Genomic DNA, 20435 nt, shown 5'->3' on the forward strand with positions numbered 1-20435 from the left:
CCCTCGTTCCGGTCCTGCTCCGTGGGCCCGCCGCCATCGGCCATCCATGGCCGGGGGCGGCTAACCCGGCATCCATGCCGGGTTGCCCACTACGCAGAACCTCCACTCGGCCTCTCGAGGGGGCGCTCAGATCAAAAGCTGAAGGCGAGCTAACGCTCGGCCTGATGAGTGGTGAAAGTCAAAAGCACACACGATTCCCTGTAGGAGCGAGGCTTGCCCGCGAAAAACGACCGGACGACGCGTTCATTCAGACAGCCCGCGTTATCGTTGACGTCCATCGCCAGCAAGCCGGCTCCTACAGGGGGATGCGTACGAGCAAAGAACCAGGTCGGCTGGCAGGCCGCCTCGCTTTTGCTTTGGTTTTTGATCTTGATCTGCCCCGTCGGAAGGCCGAGCGCAGGTTCTGCGCAGTGGGCAACCCGGCATGGATGCCGGGTTAGCCGCCCCCGGCCATGGATGGCCGATGGCGGCGGGCCCACGGAGCAGGACCGGAGCGAGGGCATGGCGAGCCTTAGCGAGCCACCGTACGTCAGGGGCGCGGGCGCTTGGTTACTTGGCGCTCTTCCAAGTGACCCGCCGTAAGGGCGGAACCAATAGCAGCAGCAACCGCAGAAACGGATATGTACACCATCAATAAACTCGTCGCCTGACATGCAGCCATCGCTGGCAAGCCAGCTCTTACAGGGTCCAAGGTGACCCCCGTGGGAGCAACGTCAATCTCAGGCCAGGCTCTCCACCGTTCAATTCAAAACGCAAAACACGAACAACCAAACGCCCCCCAAAATCCCTGAAAATCACTCACCGGCGCCGAAGACAAACGCGCCCGCTCATGGCTATGGGCATGCACGGCGCAAGCCCCGACACACTGATGAACCTGCGCCGTCATCGGCGCCAACGGTTTCCAATGGCCCGGCACGTTCACCACCGGTGACCATTCCGGCACCACCGGTACAGGCGGCGGCCCGAGTTTCTCGAACTCGGCGGTGCCATAGACAATCTTGCCGTCGACAATCGTCAGCACCGACTCGATCCATTTGACCGCTTCATCCTCGATGTGGAAATAGTCCGCCGACAGCGCAATCAGGTCCGCCAGTTGCCCGACCTTGATCTGGCCTTTCTTGCCCTGCTCGGAAGAGAACCAGGCGCTGCCGTGGGTGAACAACTCCAGCGCCGTGTCGCGGCTCAAGCCTTGCGGGTACAGCGCCAGACCACCGACAGTGCGGCCGCTGACCAGCCAATACATCGAAGTCCAGGGGTTGTAGCTCGACACCCGCGTGGCGTCGGTGCCGGCACCGACCGGTACACCTTCGGCGAGCATGCGCGCGATGGGTGGTGTGTGTTCGGCAGCCTTGGCGCCGTAGCGGTCGACGAAGTACTCGCCTTGAAAGGCCATGCGGTCCTGAATCGCAATGCCGCCGCCCAAGGCTTTGACGCGCTCGATGTTCTGCGGGGTGATGGTTTCGGCGTGGTCGAAAAACCATGGCAAACCGTCGAACGGGATGTCGCGATTGACCTTCTCGAACACGTCGAGCATGCGGCTGATGGATTCGTTGTACGTGGCGTGCAGGCGGAACGGCCAACGCTGTTCCACCAGATGCCGGACCACTGGCTCCAGCTCCTGCTCCATGGTTTGCGGCAGGTCCGGGCGTGGTTCCAGGAAGTCTTCGAAATCCGCCGCCGAAAACACCAGCATTTCCCCGGCACCGTTGTGCCGCAGGAAATCGTCGCCCTGGCCGTAATGCGACGTGCCGGTCCAGTTTTTGAAGTCGGTCAGCTCTTCCTTGGGTTTCTGCGTAAACAGGTTATAGGCGATCCGGACCGTCAGCTGTTGGTCTTTGGCCAGTTGCTGGATCACCTGATAGTCGTCCGGGTAATTCTGGTAACCACCGCCGGCGTCGATGGCGCTGGTGACGCCGAGGCGATTGAGTTCGCGCATGAACTGCCGGGTCGAGTTGACCTGGTACTCCAGCGGCAGTTTCGGGCCCTTGGCCAGGGTCGAATACAGAATCATCGCGTTAGGGCGCGCGATCAGCATGCCGGTCGGGTCGCCGTTGGCATCTCGCTGGATTTCACCGCCCGGCGGGTTCGGCGTGTCGCGGGTGTAGCCGACCACTTTCAACGCGGCGCGGTTGAGCAGGGCGCGGTCGTAGAGGTGCAGCACGAACACCGGCGTATCCGGCGCGGCTTTGTTCAGTTCATCAATCGTTGGCAGGCGCTTTTCGGCGAACTGGAATTCGTTCCAGCCGCCGACCACCCGTACCCATTGCGGCGTGGGTGTGCGGTCGGCCTGATCCTTGAGCATCCGCAAGGCATCGACCAAGGACGGTACGCCTTCCCAGCGCAACTCAAGGTTGTAATTCAAGCCGCCACGGATCAAGTGCAGGTGCGAGTCATTGAGGCCGGGAATCACCGTGCGACCGTGCAGATCAATAATTTGCGTGCCGGGACCTTGCAGGGCCATGGCCTGAGCGTCGCTGCCGACCACCACGAAGCGTCCGTCCTTGATCGCGACGGCACTGGCCTGGGGTTTCTTGCGATCGACGGTGTGCAGGCGTCCGTTGTACAGAATGAGGTCGGCCGGGGCATCTGGCATGGTTTTACTCCCTGCGATTAGCGGGCTGATCCAGGCGCCGACGGCACCTGCCGTAAGGCCTTGCAGTACACGTCGACGGTTGAAACCGTCGTGCTCGTCAGGTGGGCTCATGCAGTGTTCTCCGCTCGGTTCTTTCATAGAAGAAAAAGGGGACAGAACAGCCGATGTCTGACGCATGCGGCCAGAAGGAATATAGACCGCAAATTCACCGACAGCCGTTTTCCAAAGGTGAAAAACGACGAATCCCGCCACAAGGGGCGGGATTCGTATGCTGCCAGAGAGGCTCCCGAGCGCGGGAGCCGCCGTCTTAGCTTGGGAACAGCTCGGACAGTTTCATCGCCAGCATCATGTCGCCTTCAGCGCGCAGTTTGCCGCCCATGAACGCCTGCATGCCGTCGGTCGAACCGTCAACGATGCCTTCCAGGGTTTCGCCGTCCATCACCAGAGTGACCTGGGCGTCCGGGTTTTCGCCTTCTTGCAGTTCGCAGGTGCTGTTCTTGACGATCAGCGAGAAGTTCTTGGTGTCGTCGATGCGGAAACCGAAAACCAGGTCCAGGCCGGCAGCAGCGGCTGGGTTGAACTTGGCTTTCATTGCTTGTACGGCATCAGCTACGGAGGTCATGGTTCGATCCTTTCTTGGGTAATTAGAGCTGGGTGATTACAGCCAGGGTCACAATAGTCCGGACTCAGCGAAACGTGATGAGTTCCGGTGCTTTCAACAGTTGCAGGTGCGCATGACTGTTGAAAGAAGCCAGTGCCACCTCGCGACCACGGAATTTCAGCTGGTTGAGCGAGGTGTTGACGATTTGCCAGTTCAGTTCAAAGGCCTGCCTGGCGGGCATTTGCGTAATGAGGTGGAGCAGGGCAGTGATGGTACCGCCGGAGGTGAACACGGCGATTTTCTGGGTGTTGTCGGCGCTTTCGAGGATGCGATGCAGGCCGGCCTGCACCCGCTCGACAAAGCCCAGCCAGCTTTCCAGGCCCGGCGTGTCATACGTACCAGCCAGCCAGCGCTCGATGATCAGGGCGAAAATACGCTGGAACTCGGCGCGGTTTTGCGCGGCGTTGCGCAGGATGTCCAGCGCTTCGGGCTCATCGTCGAGCATGGCCGGCAACAGCGCGCGAATGACCGCGTCGGCGTCGAATTCGTTGAACGCGGAATCGATTTCCACGGTCGGCACCGGCAGGCCCACGGCCGTGAACTGTTCCAGCGCGCTGTTGGCCGTATGCTGCTGACGGCGCAGGTCGCCCGAGAGGCAGCGGTCGAAGCTGATACCCAGTTCGGCGAGGTGCCGGCCGAGGACTTCTGCCTGGCGAATACCGGTCGGCGACAGTACGTCATAGTCGTCTGCACCAAAGGAGGCCTGGCCATGTCGAATCAAATAGATAGTGCCCACGTCCGCGTCTTCCCGGTACGTTGAAGGTTCGGCGAGGTTATGAGGATGGCGGTGAGCTGTCAATGAAAAAACATACGCTTGTTTGAAATGCCCGTTACAGGCCTGTTGCCAGAGGTTTCACGGCTGGCCGCCGAGCCGGCGCATGGGTATGCTGATGGTATCCCGCGCGCGTTTATGCAGCGCATTGTATTGAAGGAGTGACTGTGGATTTTCTGTCCGAGTACGCCAGTTTCCTGGCTAAAACCGTGACACTGGTGATCGCCATTCTGGTGGTCCTGGCCAGTTTCGCGGCATTGCGCAGCAAAGGTCGACGCAAGTCGGCCGGCCAGTTGCAAGTCAGCAAACTCAATGATTTCTACAAAGGGCTGCGCGAACGCCTGGAGCAGACCTTGCTCGACAAGGACCAGCTCAAGGCCTTGCGCAAGGTCGAGGCTAAATCCGAGAAAAAGCAAAAGAAGAAACCCGAAGCAAAACCGCGGGTGTTCGTGCTGGATTTCGACGGTGACATCAAGGCATCGGCCACTGAAAGCCTGCGTCACGAGATCACCGCGCTGCTGACCCTGGCTACGCCCAAGGATGAAGTGGTGCTGCGTCTGGAAAGCGGCGGCGGCATGGTTCACAGCTACGGCCTGGCATCCTCGCAACTGGCGCGCATCCGCGATGCGGGCGTGCCTTTGACCGTGTGTATCGACAAGGTCGCGGCCAGTGGCGGTTACATGATGGCGTGCATCGGCGAGAAGATCATCAGCGCGCCGTTCGCGATTCTCGGCTCGATCGGCGTAGTGGCGCAGTTGCCCAACGTCAATCGCCTGCTGAAAAAGCACGACATCGACTTCGAAGTCCTGACCGCCGGCGAGTACAAACGCACCCTCACCGTGTTTGGCGAAAATACCGAGAAGGGCCGTGAGAAGTTCCAGGAAGACCTGGACATCACTCACCAGCTGTTCAAGAACTTCGTTTCCCGCTATCGCCCGCAACTGGCCATCGACGAAGTGGCGACTGGCGAAATCTGGCTCGGCATCGCGGCGCTGGACAAGCAACTGGTGGACGAGCTCAAGACCAGCGATGAATACCTCGCCGAGCGCGCGAAGAAATCGGAGCTTTATCACCTGCACTACGCCGAACGCAAAAGCCTGCAAGAGCGCATCGGCATGGCGGCCAGCGGTTCGGTCGACCGCGTATTGCTGAGCTGGTGGAGTCGGTTGACCCAGCAACGCTTCTGGTGATTTTTCAAAACACCGTCGCCTGAAAAATGAAACCGTGGATAGCCTCCACGGTTTTTTTTTGCCTCTCGCAAGGCCGCGCTTTCCGTGCGCATGCAGCGAAATTTCCTATCGTCACTGTCAATCGGTCCGGCTTTTTCGGCAGCCCGGGTTCGGTAGGGTGGTGTTCCTGAAATGATTGCAATGGAATGCACCATGAAAGAGCTCCCTCATAACAACGCTGCCGGCCCGCATCCTGCGCCCTCTGCACGAATGCGAGACGAACTGAAAGCCGCGCTGGATATCGCGCTGCCCCAGACCCCCGGCCAGTTTGGCGAACACCTGATCAAGGAGAAATGGGGGCAGGGGATTGAGCCGCAGACAGCCTTGCTGGTTACGCTTGATTACAACTACAAGGGCCATCCTGCCATTGATGGTATTGAGCAAGGGCACGTGGCGAGTTCCCGCTCGCTGCTGCAAACGTTGTTATCCAACTATCAGTCCGTGGGTGACGGGCGTTTCGCTGAAACCGCGTTCGGCCTGTACACGCCGCCGGATATCGGGCCTGCCGTACGCATTGTGAAAAACGTCGATGAGTTCGCCGATCACGGCAGCGGCAATCACCAGACGTATGAAGGCATCTATCGCCAAACCACACCGCAAGTTTACGGGCCTTCAACGCAGATCAACCTGAGACCTGCCGATTACAAGAAATGGGTCTGGGAACTGGAACTGAAGGACTTGTACGAAGCGTATCTCGGTCAAGCCTGGCCAGCCGATGATGTGCTTGTTGCAGCCGAACCTTACGCGCTGAGGACGTCGGTCAAAGCGGCGTTCGTCATGGCCGCCTGGTTGCAGTTTCACGAACAACGCCTGTCGCCAAAAGGCCTGGAACTGGCGATGCGAGCGGCGGGTTTACCGCCCGATCAGCCATGGGAAACACTGACCATCGGGCAACTGCAAGCACCGACTCACGCGCCTTCCTCGGTCAGGATCGGCCGGCTAAAGCTCTACCGTTATACCGCAACCGATATCTGGGCCTTTCGTGACACAGCAAGCGCCAGAGTGCTGTTGTACATTCCCGGCAACTCTTCTCCGCTGCACGAATTCGCCGATGCCGTTCAACTGCACCAATGGATTGCCACTCAAGGCCGGGTGAGTGAGACCAGGCAGGCATTGGCCGCCCACTTTGTTGAAGATGACCGCGAAGACGGTACGTTTCATGCCGGTGTTCTGACGGCGCTGGATGGCATGGCGTTGTATCCGGCAAAACACTGGCTGACGAACAATGCCGGTTTTTTCAACAACGACGGCTACTGGGACCCGGACGAGTACATTGGCTACGACGATCCGGCATCTGACACCGACCCGTTTTCCCAGTGCGTGCTGACGATGAAGCAGGCCGCCCGGGCCAGCATCAAAAGCATCCGTGACGATGCCCAGGTCAATCGTGACAATCTAAGCGCGGTCGTTGAGCCGCTTGTGCAGTGGGTGAACCGGTTCGGGCCCTTGGCGTTGTTCGTTCCGGGAGGCGAGGGAATACTGGCGCTGGCCGGTCTTATCGATGCGGGCTACGGCATTGATCAGGTGGTCAACGCTAAGACATCCAGCGAACGGTCAGAGGGCGTGACGCGCACCGTTTTTGGCTTGCTCAATGCCTTGCCGATCGTCGCGGAGGTGGCGCAAAAAGGTGACGCAGTCATCGTCGATTCAGCAGAGGAAGGCGCAAGGCCCGTGCCGGAAGTGGCCGTTGCTCCAGCGCCAGGCCCTTCGAACGTGGTGCCGGCGACCCGCGTCGAACTCATTCGCGCAATTGGCCCCTCTGTGGCGTCGTTCAGCGATGAAGTGCTGGCGCAAATCGGCAAGGTCAGCGCGATTGACGACGACATGCTGCGGTTGATCCAGACTGGCCGCTCGCCGACGCCCTTGTTGGCTGACACCATCAATCGCTTCAGGATCGATCAGGAGCTCGGGCCGGCCGGGGACCCAGTGCTATTCGGCCAACGTTACGCTGAACTGCAACGTTCAGAGCTTGAATGGGTCCGGTTGTTCCAGGAGCAGTACCCGGACCTGCCAACCAGCGCAATCGAACAAATGCTCGACCGCTATGGCGTGGATATCCAAAGAGCGCCCGAGATGGCCGAGGCCAGGCAGGTTTTCGCACGTCTGGACAGCAAGGCACGGCAATACCAACAGCATGTGCGGCTCAATCGTGCCTATGAAGGCTTTTATCTGCGCTCGGTGGTGAACGCCGAGACGGACAGGCTGGCATTGCACTCCCTGAAAAACCTGCCCGGTTGGCCCCAGGACCTACGGATCGAGGTTCTCGACGGTTCGTCCACTGGCCGGGTTCTTGATCGTTGCGGGCCACTTGATACCCCGAACTCCCGATACGTCATCAAGGTGGGAAACCGTTACCTGCGGCAAGGCCGGCAAACGGATTTCTACGACGCGATCCTCGGCGTGCTGTCGGAGGAAGAGCGCTCAGTGTTGCAACTCACGTCGCTGGAACCAGCCAGCGAGTTGCGGCTCAGCCTCAGCGATCATGCATTGTCCCGAACCGAAACCCTGCTTGGCTTGCAAAGGCTCGACTCAGGGCTGACCTTCGAGCGGCAGGGGCTGCGCGGTGGGGGGTACCCGACGACGCCTCAGGGTGACGCCATGAAACTGCAGGCCACCCGGTTACAGATCAGGGACATTTACCCGAACTTCACCGACGCTGACGCGGATCAGGTCATACAGCGAGCGGGTGTATCCGTGCAGGCGCACATCGACGGGCTGAATCTGCAGTTGCACCAACTCAACACTGAGTTGATTGACTGGGTCGATCAAGCCGCGCAAGACATTGAACACATCGAAATCCCCTTGCTGGTCATGGGCGACGAAGCCGCTGCGGGTATGAGCCATGCGCAAATCGCCGTGCACAATGCGCATGTCCTGCAAACGGCCCTGCTTGAGGAGCGAGCGATCAGGACTGAGCTTGCCGTAGAGCTTGTCGCTATCTGGCAAAAACGCGGGCCACCGCTAAATCGCCTGTACTCAGGCGAGCAACTGCGCGGCGTCAGGCTCGAACTTGCCTTCGAGAACTATCACCGATTGCCCACCCTGAGTGTCCGGTTGGACGATGTGCTCGAATTGTCGATGCAGGGCTTTCATCTGACCGAGGAGGGCAGTTTGAACGGCTTTCTCGAGAGCTTCCCGAATCTTGAGACGTTGAATCTGGAAAACGTCGACTTGCGTCATTTCTCCGAGGACGGCCACGAGGGGTGTGCCTTGCCGCCTTCCCTCTGCGGGTTGAGACACCTGTCCTCACTCAATCTGCGTGCCACCCAACTGGTATTCAGTGAGCGCGCCGCTTCACAACTGACCGATCTGACCAGTCTGCAAAGCCTCGACCTGAGTGACAACCCGTTGGGCGTACCGCCGATGGTGCTCGGCTTGAATAACCTGCGACAGCTAAACCTGAGGAATACCGGAATAAGTCGATGCCCGGTCGGGATCATGCATGAGCCGTACCTGACCTCCCTTGATTTGCGCGATAACCAGATCACGCGGGTCCCCCAGGCGGTGCTGAACCAGGCCATCGCAAGGGATCGAGTGCTGCTGTGGAACAACCCGTTGACCGACGAAGACACGTTGCGGCGTCTGATTACGCATCGAGAACAAACGGGGATCAACTTGTGGTTGAGTGCGGCGGGGCCTGACTATGGGAATCCGGCGGCCTGGTTGAACGGGACTGAAGAAGGGCTGCGCGATGCCAGGCTGCAAATCTGGCAGCGACTGGCGCTCAAGCCAGGTGGTGGGCGGTTTTTAGGGACCATGAATACATTGACGCTCACCCCGGATTTCCAGGTCAACTATCCAGACCTTCAGGCACGAGTATGGCGACTGTTGACGGAAGCAGACGCTTCGGACCAGTTGTGGGGGCGATTGAGCAGGAATACACCTATGCCGGAGGGCGCTTTCGACAACCCTCTTGCGGTTTTCGCGGTGCTGGAAAACCGTGCGCAGCTATACCGGGACTGGGTGGCCTTGGGGCAACCGATTCCGATCGAGCGATAGCAGATTGGTGGAGCTGATAAAGCCCTGATCCCATGGGGTCAGGGCTTTATGTGGTCAGCGGCGACGGAACAGCGGCAGCGGTTCGTCGGTGGCGGCCTGATAGGTCACCGAGAAGTCCTTGAGACCTTCCAGGGCTTCGTACGGGTCTTTATCGGCGCGCACTGCAAAGGCGTCGAAACCGCAGCGATGCATGTAGAACAACTGGTCGCGCAGTACATCGCCGATCGCCCGCAGTTCGCCTTTGAAACCGTAACGGTCACGCAGGAGGCGGGCGTTGGAGTAGTTGCGGCCATCGGTGAAGGCCGGGAAGTTCAAGGCGATGACCTGGAAACTCGCCACGTCCTCACCAATTTCTTCGGCTTCTTCATCGGCATCCAGCCACACGCCCAGGCCGCCATCGCGGGCCTTGAGCATACGGCTGTGCTCGCGCCACAGCTGCAAAGGGACGATGTAATCGTCGCAGTTGGTGATCTCGTCGATACTGAAATCCTTAGGCAGCAAGTGCCAGGTTTCGTCGACGACTTCGTTGTTCTTAATTATTCGCTGCATAGACGCGTTCCTTGAAGAGGTCGATGCCAATACGTTGATAGGTGTCGATGAAACGCTCGTCTTCGGTACGTTGTTCGATGTACACGTCGATCAGCTTCTCGATCACGTCTGGCATGGCGTCCTGGGCAAAGGACGGGCCGAGGATCTTGCCCAGGCTCGCATCACGGCTGGCGCTGCCGCCGAGGGATACCTGGTAGAACTCTTCGCCTTTCTTGTCCACCCCGAGAATGCCGATGTGGCCGACGTGGTGGTGACCACAGGCGTTCATGCAACCGGAGATGTTCAGGTCCAGTTCACCGATGTCGAACAGGTAATCCAGGTCGTCGAAACGGCGCTGGATCGATTCGGCGATCGGGATCGACTTGGCGTTGGCCAACGAGCAGAAATCGCCGCCAGGGCAGCAGATGATGTCGGTCAGCAAACCGATGTTCGGCGTGGCGAAACCTTGCTCGCGCAATTCGCCCCACATGGCGAACAGTTGGGACTGTTCGACGTCGGCCAGAATGATGTTCTGCTCGTGGGACGTACGCAGTTGACCGAAGCTGTAGCGATCGGCCAGGTCGGCCACGGCGTCGAGCTGCTTGTCGGTGATGTCGCCCGGCGCAACGCCGGTCGGCTTCAGGGACAGGGTCACGGCAACATAGCCCGGCTTTTTGTGCGCCAGGGTGTTGCGGGTACGCCAGCGGGCGAAGCCCGGGTGTTGCTTGTCGAGCTCGGCCAGCTCGGCGGTCTGGTTGTCCAGCGCCTTGTAGTCCGGGTCGACGAAGTGTTTGGCGACGCGATGCACTTCGGCTTCGGTCAGCGTGGTCTGGCCACCGCGGAGGTGTTCCATTTCCGCGTCGACTTTCTGCGCGAAGACTTCAGGCGTCAGGGCCTTGACCAGAATCTTGATCCGCGCCTTGTACTTGTTGTCACGACGGCCATAGCGGTTGTACACGCGCAGGATGGCGTCGAGGTAGCTCAACAGGTCTTGCCACGGCAGGAATTCATTGATGAACGCCCCGACCACCGGAGTACGACCGAGGCCGCCACCGACCAGCACACGGAAACCCAGTTCGCCAGCGGCGTTGTGCACCGGCTCAAGGCCGATGTCGTGGACTTCGATGGCCGCACGGTCGGAAGTCGAACCGTTGATGGCGATCTTGAACTTGCGCGGCAGGTAAGCGAATTCCGGGTGGAACGTGGTCCACTGGCGGACGATCTCGCACCATGGGCGCGGATCGATCAGCTCGTCGGCAGCGACACCGGCGAACTGGTCGGTGGTGACGTTGCGCAGGCAGTTGCCGCTGGTCTGGATCGCGTGCATCTGCACGGTCGCCAGTTCGGCAAGGATGTCCGGGATGTCTTCCAGCGCCGGCCAGTTGAACTGCACGTTCTGGCGGGTGCTGATGTGGGCGTAGCCCTTGTCATAGTCGCGGGCAATCTTCGCCATCATTCGCGTCTGGCGCGAAGTCAGCTGGCCGTAAGGCACCGCCACTCGCAACATCGGCGCGAAGCGTTGGATGTAAAGCCCGTTTTGCAGACGCAGAGGGCGGAATTCTTCTTCGCTCAGCTCGCCTGCCAGATAGCGTCGGGTCTGATCACGGAACTGCTTGACGCGGTCCTCGATGATCCGCTGATCGTACTCGTCGTATACGTACATATAAGTCCTGTTCTCAGGCTTGGGCCGGTCGGATCCAGTTGCGTTTTTCGCCTGGAAAGTCTCCGATACTGCCTCGGCAATTCTGCGCGCACGGCCGCGCACTCCCAACGGAGCCGGGGCAAGATACCAGTTTGGAGTTATGCGCAAAAGTGATGTTTGAGTATATGTAAAGAACCAAATCGACTAACGAGAATCGTTATTACTAAACCCGTATTTGTGGTGTGGGCAATCATCGTCTTAACTGTGGTCGAGTCTTTATGCAATCACCGATAAAACCGACAAGAGGCGATGCAATGAGCAACCCTACCAAAGCTTCAAAGCCTGACAGTACGGTCGATGCCTGGGCCATTCTGTTTCTGATCATTCTGGTCGTGGGGACAGCGGTATTCTGGGTCAGCCATCAATAACCGACCCCGTCCGGGCCCGGTCCCGACAATTGTCGGACAAAAACTGCAATAAACGCCGTTTTACGGGTGTTCGCTGGCTATAATGCGCGGCGAATTTCCGGGGGCTCGGACGATCAATGTTGAAGTTTTTCTACACCTTCCTGTTGCTGCTCGGCACGGTTTACGGCCCTGCTGCGCGAGCGGAATCGGTGTTGTTCCTGAATCCCGGGGAAACTGACGAAGCCTTCTGGGTCAGCTATTCGCAATTCATGCAAGCGGCCGCCACGGACCTGGGTATCGACCTGCGGATTCTCTATTCCCGGCGCATGCCGGAACTCACGCTGGCGCAAGCGCGCCGTGCGCTGCAAGGTCCCGATCGTCCGGACTATCTGATTTTCGCCAACGAACAGTACATTGCCCCGCAAGTGTTGCGCCTGGCGCAAGGCAGCGGCGTGAAACTGTTTATGGTCAACGCGTCGCTGACGGCCAATCAAATGAGCCTGCTGGGTGAACGCCCTGATCGACTGGGCAGCCTGGTGCCCAACGACGAGGAGGGCGGTTACCTGATGGCCAAGGAGCTGATTCGCCAGCACCCGCCCGTGGCGCCTGGTCAGGTGATCGAGTTGCTGGCGTTCTCCGGCCTGAAGATCACGCCGTCGGCGCAACTGCGTGAGCAAGGCATGATGCGAGCGCTGGCCGAGCACCCGCAAGTGCGTTTGCGGCAACTGGTTTACAGCGGTTGGACCCGCGAACGAGCGTATGAACAGGCAAAGTTGCTGTTTCGGCGCTACCCGAAAGTCTCGCTGGTGTGGTCAGCCAATGACGAAATGGCGTTTGGCGCCATGCAGGCCTATTCGGAGACGGGCGGTGTGCCCGGAAAGGACGCATTGTTCAGCGCGGTCAATACCTCGACGGCCGCGTTGCAGGCAAAGGTCGACGGAAAGTTGAGCGTATTGTTGGGCGGACATTTCACTTTGGGCGGTTGGGCGCTTGTGCAGGTGCATGACCTTGATCGGGGCGTGGACATCAGCCAGTACGGCGGCCGTGACCGCCAGATCCCGCTGCTGCAACTGGTCGACAGGGCAACCGCCAGGCGAATGCTGGCCATGGGTGAATCGCCGGACTACGGCGTGAACTTCCGCCGAATGTCGGCCAAGGGCCGGCCTGTGTCCTATCGCTATCCGTTCAGCCTGCAAACCCTGATGCGCTAAACCCCGGCCAGCATGATCACCAGTTGCACGATGCCGTAGAGCGTCAACGCAAACACCGCCGTGAACAGAATCCCCAGAATCACGAAATGACTCGGCTTGCCGTGGGTGAAATCCCGCGCGCGGTTCTTCCCGCTTTGCACGCCAAAGGCCGCGGCCATCACGCTGTGCAGCATTTGCCAGAAGGTTGGCGGTTTGTTGTCGACTGGATCGTCCATAAACCCCTCGTCATGCTGATATGAACTGTAAGCATAGTCAAACAACCGTGAGGCTGAATGAGGCGGGCTGCTGCGAAGCCTGCCTCTGACTGCAGTACCAACATCCCGACTGTCTTCTATAAATATGTACCGCCATGGCGCTGGATGGCCGTGATTTCCTGATGCTTCAACCACAGTGATCAGGATGCACGTCATGCCCGAGCTTTCCCCACCCATGGACCATGGGTTTCATGTTCCGTTTATCAAGAAACGCCTGCCCGACTGGACTCGACACCTCGCACCCTCACATATCGACAACCTCACCCGGGCCAGGGATCCGGCCGAGGAATTTGCCAGGAACTATCCACGACTGTATGCCGAGGCGTCGCCCGCGCTGCGCCTGGCGCTGTACGACAGTCAGGTGCGCAGCAACAACTCTACCCAGGCACTGGCCAAGACCCTCAAAGACTTCAAGGGCATCACTGAATTTGCCAAGCCGTTGCTGGCAGAGGCGATGAACAAGACCTTTGGCCAGTCTCCCGATGTGACCAAAACCATTCTGTATCACCTGCGAGCGCCCAACCGGGCCGAAGAGCAGACACTGCTGCAGGCCGCGTTGCGCAATTTCGAGGACGATGAGCCCTTTGATGAAGTCGCCCTGCAGGAGACCAGTGCGCTGGCCCCCGCCGGGGCAATGCAGAATGAGCTTTACGATCCGCGAGAGCGTTACCCTTTCTGGAGTACGCGCTACAAGATCCGCGACAAGCTGTCGATCAAGCCTGCGGAGTTCGCCAGACTGTGTCGGCAACTGGACCTGGGCCAACAGTACCAGGCTCACCTGAGCACCGTGTTCGATGCGCCGGGCACCAGCGCTACCGTGCGCGAGCAGACGATCACGGCCAACAAAGACCTGATGCGCCTGCAAGTACACATCGCGCGAATGAAGTCGCACGTCAGCGAGTCGGCGTATGCGACCTTGCTGGCGGTACTCGACGGTAGCCCGCAACCCAAAATCGATGGCCAGGCGGTGGCGTTCAGCCAATTGACGGCACTGGGCTCGCAGTTGAACGATGTGTTGATTATCGGCCCGGTGTCCCGAAAGCCCACCTCGACCCTGGAGGATATCGCCGAGGCAATACTGCCGGTACCCGTCTGGAGTATGGCAATCGACACCCATGCGCGAATCATCGTCTACATCCCGGGTGACAAGAGGCAGCCGATCAAGGAATTCACGTCGCTGGCCGCATTTGCCAAAGACTTTGCCGTCCGACTGCGTTCGCGAAGCTTTCAGCGCTTTATCGCCGGATTGCTGCCCCAGGACGAGTCGCCGAGGTTTTTCCGCAGGCTCAACGCCCAGCTTAAAACCCACCGATGGAATCCGAATCCGGTCTGGCCGGGCCCGCCTTATAATCCGGAGGCCTACCGCAATGGCATGTATGAGGAGGTCTGGAACGATGACGTCAATGTGGCCCTGAGTGAAACCTTCATCGACGCCGAAGTATTCGGTGCGCGCTACGAGGCCCACCTGGCCAGGATTAAATCCAACGCCAGACTCTTGGCTATTCCTACTGCCGCCGTTGATCACCAGGCCTGGATCGAGCGCCTCGAACACCTGGCTGGATGGGGCTTGAACATACTCAACGTTGGCGCGTTCTTCGTTCCAGGGCTCGGCGAAGTGATGCTGCTGGTGACCGCGGTGCAACTGGGCCGTGAGGTGTATCAGGGCGTGGAAGCCTGGAAGGAGGGCGATGCCGAAGAGGCCTGGGGGCATCTCACGTCGGTCATGCAGAACGTGGCCTTCATGGCAGTGCTGGGCGCAGTGGCCAGCAAGGCGCCACCGATAACGGCTTCGCGCTTCATCGATGGCATGCGCAAAGTCACCACGCCGTTCGGCGAGCCGCGCCTGTGGAACCCGGACCTGGTGGCGTACAAAAGCAGCGTTGCGCTCGAAGGCGTGACGCCAAACGCACTGGGGCAATATGAGGTGGGGGGCAAGACCTGCATCAAGCTTGAGGGCAATGCCTACGAGCAGACCTACGACCCGTCACTCAAACAATGGCGTATCAAGCACCCCACGGACCCTGAAGCCTTTGAGCCGATCTTGCAGCACAACCAGCTCGGCGCCTGGCGCCACCTCGATGAGCGGCCGCTGGAGTGGGACCGCCTGACGCTGTTGCGGCGCATCGGCTCGCAGATGGACGCCTTCTCCGATGCGCAGTTGCAGCAGATCGCCGAGGTTAGCGGGGTCAGTGACGATGCCTTGCGCCAGATGCACATCGATCATCAGGCTCCGCCGCCGCGCCTGGCGGAGACCATCGCGGCGTTCAGTGCTGATCGGCAGGTGGATGAGTTCATCCTGGGCCTGCGTCGCGGCACCCGCCTGAATGACGCAGCCGAGTTTGCCCCGTCGTTGGCCCTGGAATTGCCTGACTGGCCCGTTGATGAAGTTCTGGAAGTTTTCGAGGGCGCTGAGCACTGGGGCGCTTCCCGGCGCTACGCTACGGTGTCGGGGCAGCACAGCGCCAGGCCGACAATCAAGATCACCCGAGCCGAAGTCCGCGCCGGCAAGCTGCCGGATATTGTCCTGGCGGCGCTCGACGAACAGCAAAAAATTCAGTTGTTGGGCGCGCACAGCACCGGCCCCGGCGCGGATCCGCTACAGATGTTCCGGGATCGTCTTGCCGATCTGGTACTGACGCGTAGACAGTCATTGTTCGAACGTCTGCACACCGCGCGAGCGACGACGGATCCCGACATCCAGCGCCTGCAGCGCAGCTTCCCGACGCTGTCGGCCGAGGCCGCCCAGGACGTGCTCAATGGCTCTCGTGCCAGCGATTTGTCCCGGTTGCGCAGCAGCGGGAAAATGTCCCTGCGCCAGGCCAGGGCGATACGCCTGCATCTTCAGCAAGCCGCCCTTAACCGCGCGCTGTGCGGGTTGCGCCTGGACAGCATGGCCTCGGTGGCCAGTGACCGTTTGGCCCTGCACAGCCTGCAACACTTGCCCGGCTGGACTGCGCAGATGCGCGTGGAAGTGCGCGCCGGGTCCATTCTGGGTCCGCTGCTGGACAGCGTCGGCAACGCAACCGCGAGGCCCGGCTACTATCTGGTGAAAAGCCTGGATACCTACCGGGCGTTCGATGCACAGGGCGTGGCGCTCAACAGCATCCCCGCCCACGGGCGCAATCTGTACGAGTCGTTGCTGGAAATATCGCCGCAAGCAGCCCGGGATGGCCTGCAAGGTCATCATGCCCAGGCGCTGCGCCAGAAACTGGCGACCTATGCCAGCGCCCACCGTGAGGAAATGGCGCGCGTACTCAATCAACATCCCGTCGATGGCCCGGGACCCTCCCTGCGCCTGCCTTCTGGCCAACTCGGCTATCTGGCCAGCGGGCGCGGGGCCGGTTTCCCTGACGCGCCTGATGCCGGATTGATTACCCGGGTACGCGTGCTTTACCCGAACATTTCCGATGAGCAAGCCACTCGGTTCATCCGCAGCCGACTGAGCGCCGGGGATAGCCATCAGCAGGTGTTCAACCTGCTGAACAATCGTCAGCGGGAATTCGAAGGGTTATCCAGTCAGTTGAACAGCTGGATCGGCACCGGTGCCGGGCAAGCCGCGCGCAGGTTGCAAGCGGAAAAAGTGATGCGGTGCTGGCGCAACGGCCTCTATCGAGGTCAGGAGCCTGCCTTTGAACTGGACTTGCGCGGGGCGGATGCATTACCCGAGTGGGATGCCGACTTCAGCCATGTGAAAACCTTGCGACTCAACAGCGGCCAGCTCACCGACGACGCCAGCCCGGCGTTGCTGGCCAGGTTTTCGCAGCTCAAGAAACTCGACATTCTCGTGCATGGGCAGGATACGGCCGCCCTGGCCGGGACAGTGCCGCAGTGGTCGATGGTTACCGAGCTTAACCTTGCAGGCCTGGGACAGACGTATGCGCCCCAATTCCTGCGAGCACTCGAGGGCATGACACAGCTGGAGACTCTCTCAGTGTGGGGGGATGCGGATTCGGTGGACTTCAGCAAGCTGACGAGACTGCGATCCCTGCACTTGTTCGGCCAACCCGACCGTTGGCCGACTGGGGTACTGGATCTGCCGGGGCTCCAGGTCCTGGACTTGCAGACCGTGGCGATCCCGGACCTGCCCGCCGAACTTTATACCGGTCATGAAGCGCTCTGGCGTGGCTTGAAGTTGAACTGGGGAGCCCTGGAACCGCAGGCGTTGCGCAAGGCTTACAACTACGTGCACGACAACCCGGTGCATCTGGCGGATGAAGCGCAGATGGTCGCGCACTATTGTCGTGGGCGACTTGCCTCTCTGATGCCCGAGGATTATTCCTTCGCTTCCAACGCGTTGGCGCGATTCAATGCCGACGGGATAACGGGCACGGCATTACTTGACCGGGTCGATGCCCTGCACCAACAACGCAATGCATTGAATCTGGCGCTCGATACCTGGCAGAACACCCCGGTCAGGGTCGAAGGGGAACAACTTCAGGTTCATCATCGCGAGGTGATTGCCGGCAGGGTTCGTGAATGTGCGCGTAACAGCTTGCGCGCCCAATACGCGCCAGACGAACCCGTGGCGGGACCGTCGTGGGCAACTGCCCGGTCGGGCAGCGACGTGCTCGACATGGCAGGGCTGGGCGCCATCGGTGATCTTCCTGCACTGGGCGATACGGTGTTTACCCATATCCACCGTCTGAACCTGGCGGGTAGCAGGCTGACGGCTGCCCAGGTGAACGATTTCCTGCGCGCGTTTCCGCAACTGCGTACCCTTGAGCTCAGCGCCAACCGATTGACCGAATTGCCCCAGGCCTTCGACGCGCTGACCGAACTGACCGCGCTCGACCTCTCGTTCAACGAGTTGACCATCACGGCAACGGCGCAGGCCCGGATCAATCGCCTGAGCGCTTTGCAGACGCTGAACCTGGCGTACAACCGGGTAGGCACACTGGACGTCAGTTCGCTGGCGAACCTGGAGGGCCTGTACCTGGGGCATACACGCGTAAATCGCTGGCCCACGGGTGCGCTTTCGTTACCCCGGCTGCGCCGTCTGGCCCTCAATCACAGCGCCATCACCGACATCCCGGCAGAGGCGTTGAGCGGTCATGATCGACTGCTGGGTGCGACCCTGCTGCAAGGTTGCCGGCTGAGCCCGCAAGGCCTGGCGGCAGTGCGTGCCTACGCTGAACGCACGCCGTCCCTGACGCCGATGGGCATCACCCGGGCGCATCTGGCGGCAGGTCGAACAGGTGGGGATCCCGAGTTTTTCCCGCTCGAGGTGTCGGAGGATCCGAATCTTTTGTTGCCGCAGAACCTCGCGCCAGTCGACAGTCAATTGCCCCAGACTTCCGCCGCCCGGCTGCAGCGTCTTGATCCGCAACTGGGCGTCGCCGAAGCCGTCGAACGCATCAATGCATGGCTGGCCGGCGGCCTGGGTGCGACAGAGTTTGAAGCGCGACTGGTGCAGTGGGAACAGCAACATACCCAGCTGATCAGTCGTTTGAATGAATGGATCGATGCCCCGGCTTCACGCCTGCGTCGCGCCTGGGTGAACGCGGTGGACCGTCGACGGGCCGCTGATCAAATACTGGAAAGCTGGCGGCTCACGCTGGGGGAAACTCCAGGGGTAGAGGGTACTCTCGACTTTACCGGGCTGATCATCGGCGATCTGCCGGCAATGCCGTTCATCTTCAATCATGTGGTGGAGCTGGACCTCACTGGTGTCGGACTGTCGGCAAATTCTGAAGGATTCCTGCGTTCTTTTCCGCGCTTGCGCAGCCTGACATTCAATCAGAACGGGCTGGGCAGCTTGCCCGAGGCGGTGACCCAGTGTCAGGAACTGACCCGTCTGAACGCCAGCTACACCGATATTCGCGCCAGTGAGCCCTTACAGCGCCAGTTGCGTTCCTTGCCGCGCTTACAATGGCTCGACCTGGGCGAAAACCACCTGGGTGAATTTGACCTCACCGGTCTCGATCAACTGCAACGCCTGGATTTGCGTGGCAATAGCCTGCGCGATTGGCCCGAGGGGGTATTGCAGGCGCCCGCACTGACTGCCCTGGACCTGGCGAACAACCAGATATCGACCATTCCCCGAGAGGCATTCCAGCCGGAGCACGCGAATCTGATGGCCGGCACCAACCTGCTCGATAACATGCTGGAGCCTGATGAGTTCATCCGCTTGCAGGAGTATTTGCGGGAAACCGGGCGAGGGTTAGGTTTCACAATCATGGATATCGATCATCTGATGGCGGGATTTGGCGACGGGGAATCGTCGGAGTCTGGTGAGGGCGATGTGCATCCTGATCGAGAGTCTGACGCCGCGCAGAAAGAGCGGTGGTTCAGCGGCATTGCGGCGGATTCGGAAAAACACGCCATGTGGAGCGCCATGATGGAGCAGGACACCACCCACGACTTCGCCTACATTCTGTCGCAGCTGCGTCATACCCAGGATTTTCGCGTGGACCGGCTCGGCCTGACGCAGCGGGTCTGGCGCGTCATCGAGTCGGCCTATGCTGACGAGCCGCTGAGCGGGCGCCTGATGGGCCTGGCCAAAGCGCTGAGGCATCAGGCGACCTGTGGCGATGGTCGGATCCTGTTGTTCAACGAACTGGAGGTCGAGGTATTCGAGTACGACGCCCTGAAGTCCATTGCACCCGAACATAAAGGTCGCGAGTTGCTCAAACTGTCCAGACGTCTGTTTCGCCTGTCGCAGGTGGAAGAGGTCGCCAGCGGTAGAATCGCGACTCATCCGACTATCGATCCGGCGGAAATTCGCCTGGCCTATCGCATCGGCCTGGCCCGTCGCCTGGATTTGCCCGATCAACCCAAAGGCATGCTCTACGCCAACCTGGCACAGGTGGCGGCGGCGGATCTTGATCAAGCCTACGCCCGGATCATTGCCCAAGAGCAGACTACGGTGTTCAACGACCAACTGGTTGCGCGCAAATACTGGAGGGACTATCTGGAAGAAAAGTACCCGGCTGAATTTACGCGGATTCAACAGGACTTTGCGGATAAGTACGCGGCACTGGAGGATAAATATGAGTCAATCAATGAAGCGTACGGTCAGGAGCTGAAAGAACTGGAGTCGGACAACCTTGTCGACCGCAAGAACCTGTTGAGCGAACTCACATCCCGTGAGCTGGCCGAGCAGGCCGCGATGACCTGATCCTCGATCGGCAACACTCTGG

10 protein-coding genes are annotated in these 20435 nt (G+C 60.1%); 4 read left to right on the forward strand and 6 right to left on the reverse strand.

The window, feature by feature from the left end; genetic code table 11:
• Positions 1–745: 745 nt before the first annotated feature.
• The 3 genes from KGA82_RS12065 to KGA82_RS12075 all read right to left on the reverse strand — a co-directional run bounded on the left by KGA82_RS12065 (position 746) and on the right by KGA82_RS12075 (position 3990).
• Positions 746–2593 (reverse strand): amidohydrolase, encoded by a 1848-nt coding sequence (locus tag KGA82_RS12065; protein WP_032832524.1) that lies wholly within the window; start codon positions 2591–2593, stop codon positions 746–748.
• Positions 2594–2900: 307 nt separating this feature from the next.
• On the reverse strand, positions 2901–3215 hold the full coding sequence (locus KGA82_RS12070; protein ID WP_007976511.1) for an SCP2 sterol-binding domain-containing protein: 315 nt from the start codon (positions 3213–3215) through the stop codon (positions 2901–2903).
• 64 nt (positions 3216–3279) lie between these two features.
• Positions 3280–3990 (reverse strand): histidine phosphatase family protein, encoded by a 711-nt coding sequence (locus tag KGA82_RS12075; protein WP_223450455.1) that lies wholly within the window; start codon positions 3988–3990, stop codon positions 3280–3282.
• 203 nt (positions 3991–4193) lie between these two features.
• Here KGA82_RS12075 and sohB point away from each other — a divergent pair, with 203 nt between their 5' ends.
• Both sohB and KGA82_RS12085 read left to right on the forward strand, forming a co-directional pair.
• Positions 4194–5216 carry a protease SohB gene (gene sohB / locus KGA82_RS12080; protein WP_008035703.1) on the forward strand — a complete coding sequence of 341 codons (1023 nt, stop codon included), beginning with the start codon at positions 4194–4196 and terminating at the stop codon, positions 5214–5216.
• Between the two features lie 192 nt (positions 5217–5408).
• Positions 5409–9254, forward strand: a complete 3846-nt coding sequence (locus KGA82_RS12085; RefSeq protein ID WP_223450460.1) for a dermonecrotic toxin domain-containing protein — start codon at positions 5409–5411, stop codon at positions 9252–9254.
• A gap of 54 nt (positions 9255–9308) precedes the next feature.
• Here KGA82_RS12085 and KGA82_RS12090 read toward each other — a convergent pair whose 3' ends face one another.
• On the reverse strand, positions 9309–9803 hold the full coding sequence (locus KGA82_RS12090) for a DUF934 domain-containing protein (protein ID WP_008040083.1): 495 nt from the start codon (positions 9801–9803) through the stop codon (positions 9309–9311).
• Positions 9787–11445 (reverse strand): nitrite/sulfite reductase, encoded by a 1659-nt coding sequence (locus KGA82_RS12095; RefSeq protein WP_008035698.1) that lies wholly within the window; start codon positions 11443–11445, stop codon positions 9787–9789. Before KGA82_RS12095 ends, KGA82_RS12090 begins: the two co-directional genes overlap by 17 nt.
• A 523-nt stretch (positions 11446–11968) precedes the next feature.
• On the opposite strand from KGA82_RS12095, the gene KGA82_RS12100 reads away from it, so the two are divergent.
• Positions 11969–13042 carry an ABC transporter substrate-binding protein gene (locus tag KGA82_RS12100; protein WP_223450462.1) on the forward strand — a complete coding sequence of 358 codons (1074 nt, stop codon included), beginning with the start codon at positions 11969–11971 and terminating at the stop codon, positions 13040–13042.
• Here the strand turns inward: KGA82_RS12100 and KGA82_RS12105 are convergent.
• Positions 13039–13257 carry a DUF2970 domain-containing protein gene (locus KGA82_RS12105; RefSeq protein WP_008035799.1) on the reverse strand — a complete coding sequence of 73 codons (219 nt, stop codon included), beginning with the start codon at positions 13255–13257 and terminating at the stop codon, positions 13039–13041. The genes KGA82_RS12100 and KGA82_RS12105 overlap by 4 nt on opposite strands.
• Positions 13258–13450: 193 nt before the next feature.
• On the opposite strand from KGA82_RS12105, the gene KGA82_RS12110 reads away from it, so the two are divergent.
• Entirely contained in the window at positions 13451–20413 is a 6963-nt protein-coding gene (locus KGA82_RS12110) for an NEL-type E3 ubiquitin ligase domain-containing protein (RefSeq protein WP_223450464.1), read from the forward strand.
• The last annotated feature ends 22 nt before the right edge of the window (positions 20414–20435 follow it).

This window comes from Pseudomonas sp. BF-RE-22 (assembly GCF_019956155.1).
GTDB lineage: Bacteria > Pseudomonadota > Gammaproteobacteria > Pseudomonadales > Pseudomonadaceae > Aquipseudomonas > Aquipseudomonas migulae.

What these genes read in the sequence shown, in the direction of transcription:
- KGA82_RS12095 (WP_008035698.1), bottom strand. Translation starts at nt 11,445, where the DNA reads ATGTACGTATACGACGAGTACGATCAGCGGATCATCGAGGACCGCGTC.
- KGA82_RS12110 (WP_223450464.1), top strand. Translation starts at nt 13,451, where the DNA reads ATGCCCGAGCTTTCCCCACCCATGGACCATGGGTTTCATGTTCCGTTT.
- KGA82_RS12105 (WP_008035799.1), bottom strand. Translation starts at nt 13,257, where the DNA reads ATGGACGATCCAGTCGACAACAAACCGCCAACCTTCTGGCAAATGCTG.
- KGA82_RS12070 (WP_007976511.1), bottom strand. Translation starts at nt 3,215, where the DNA reads ATGACCTCCGTAGCTGATGCCGTACAAGCAATGAAAGCCAAGTTCAAC.
- KGA82_RS12090 (WP_008040083.1), bottom strand. Translation starts at nt 9,803, where the DNA reads ATGCAGCGAATAATTAAGAACAACGAAGTCGTCGACGAAACCTGGCAC.
- KGA82_RS12100 (WP_223450462.1), top strand. Translation starts at nt 11,969, where the DNA reads ATGTTGAAGTTTTTCTACACCTTCCTGTTGCTGCTCGGCACGGTTTAC.
- KGA82_RS12085 (WP_223450460.1), top strand. Translation starts at nt 5,409, where the DNA reads ATGAAAGAGCTCCCTCATAACAACGCTGCCGGCCCGCATCCTGCGCCC.
- KGA82_RS12065 (WP_032832524.1), bottom strand. Translation starts at nt 2,593, where the DNA reads ATGCCAGATGCCCCGGCCGACCTCATTCTGTACAACGGACGCCTGCAC.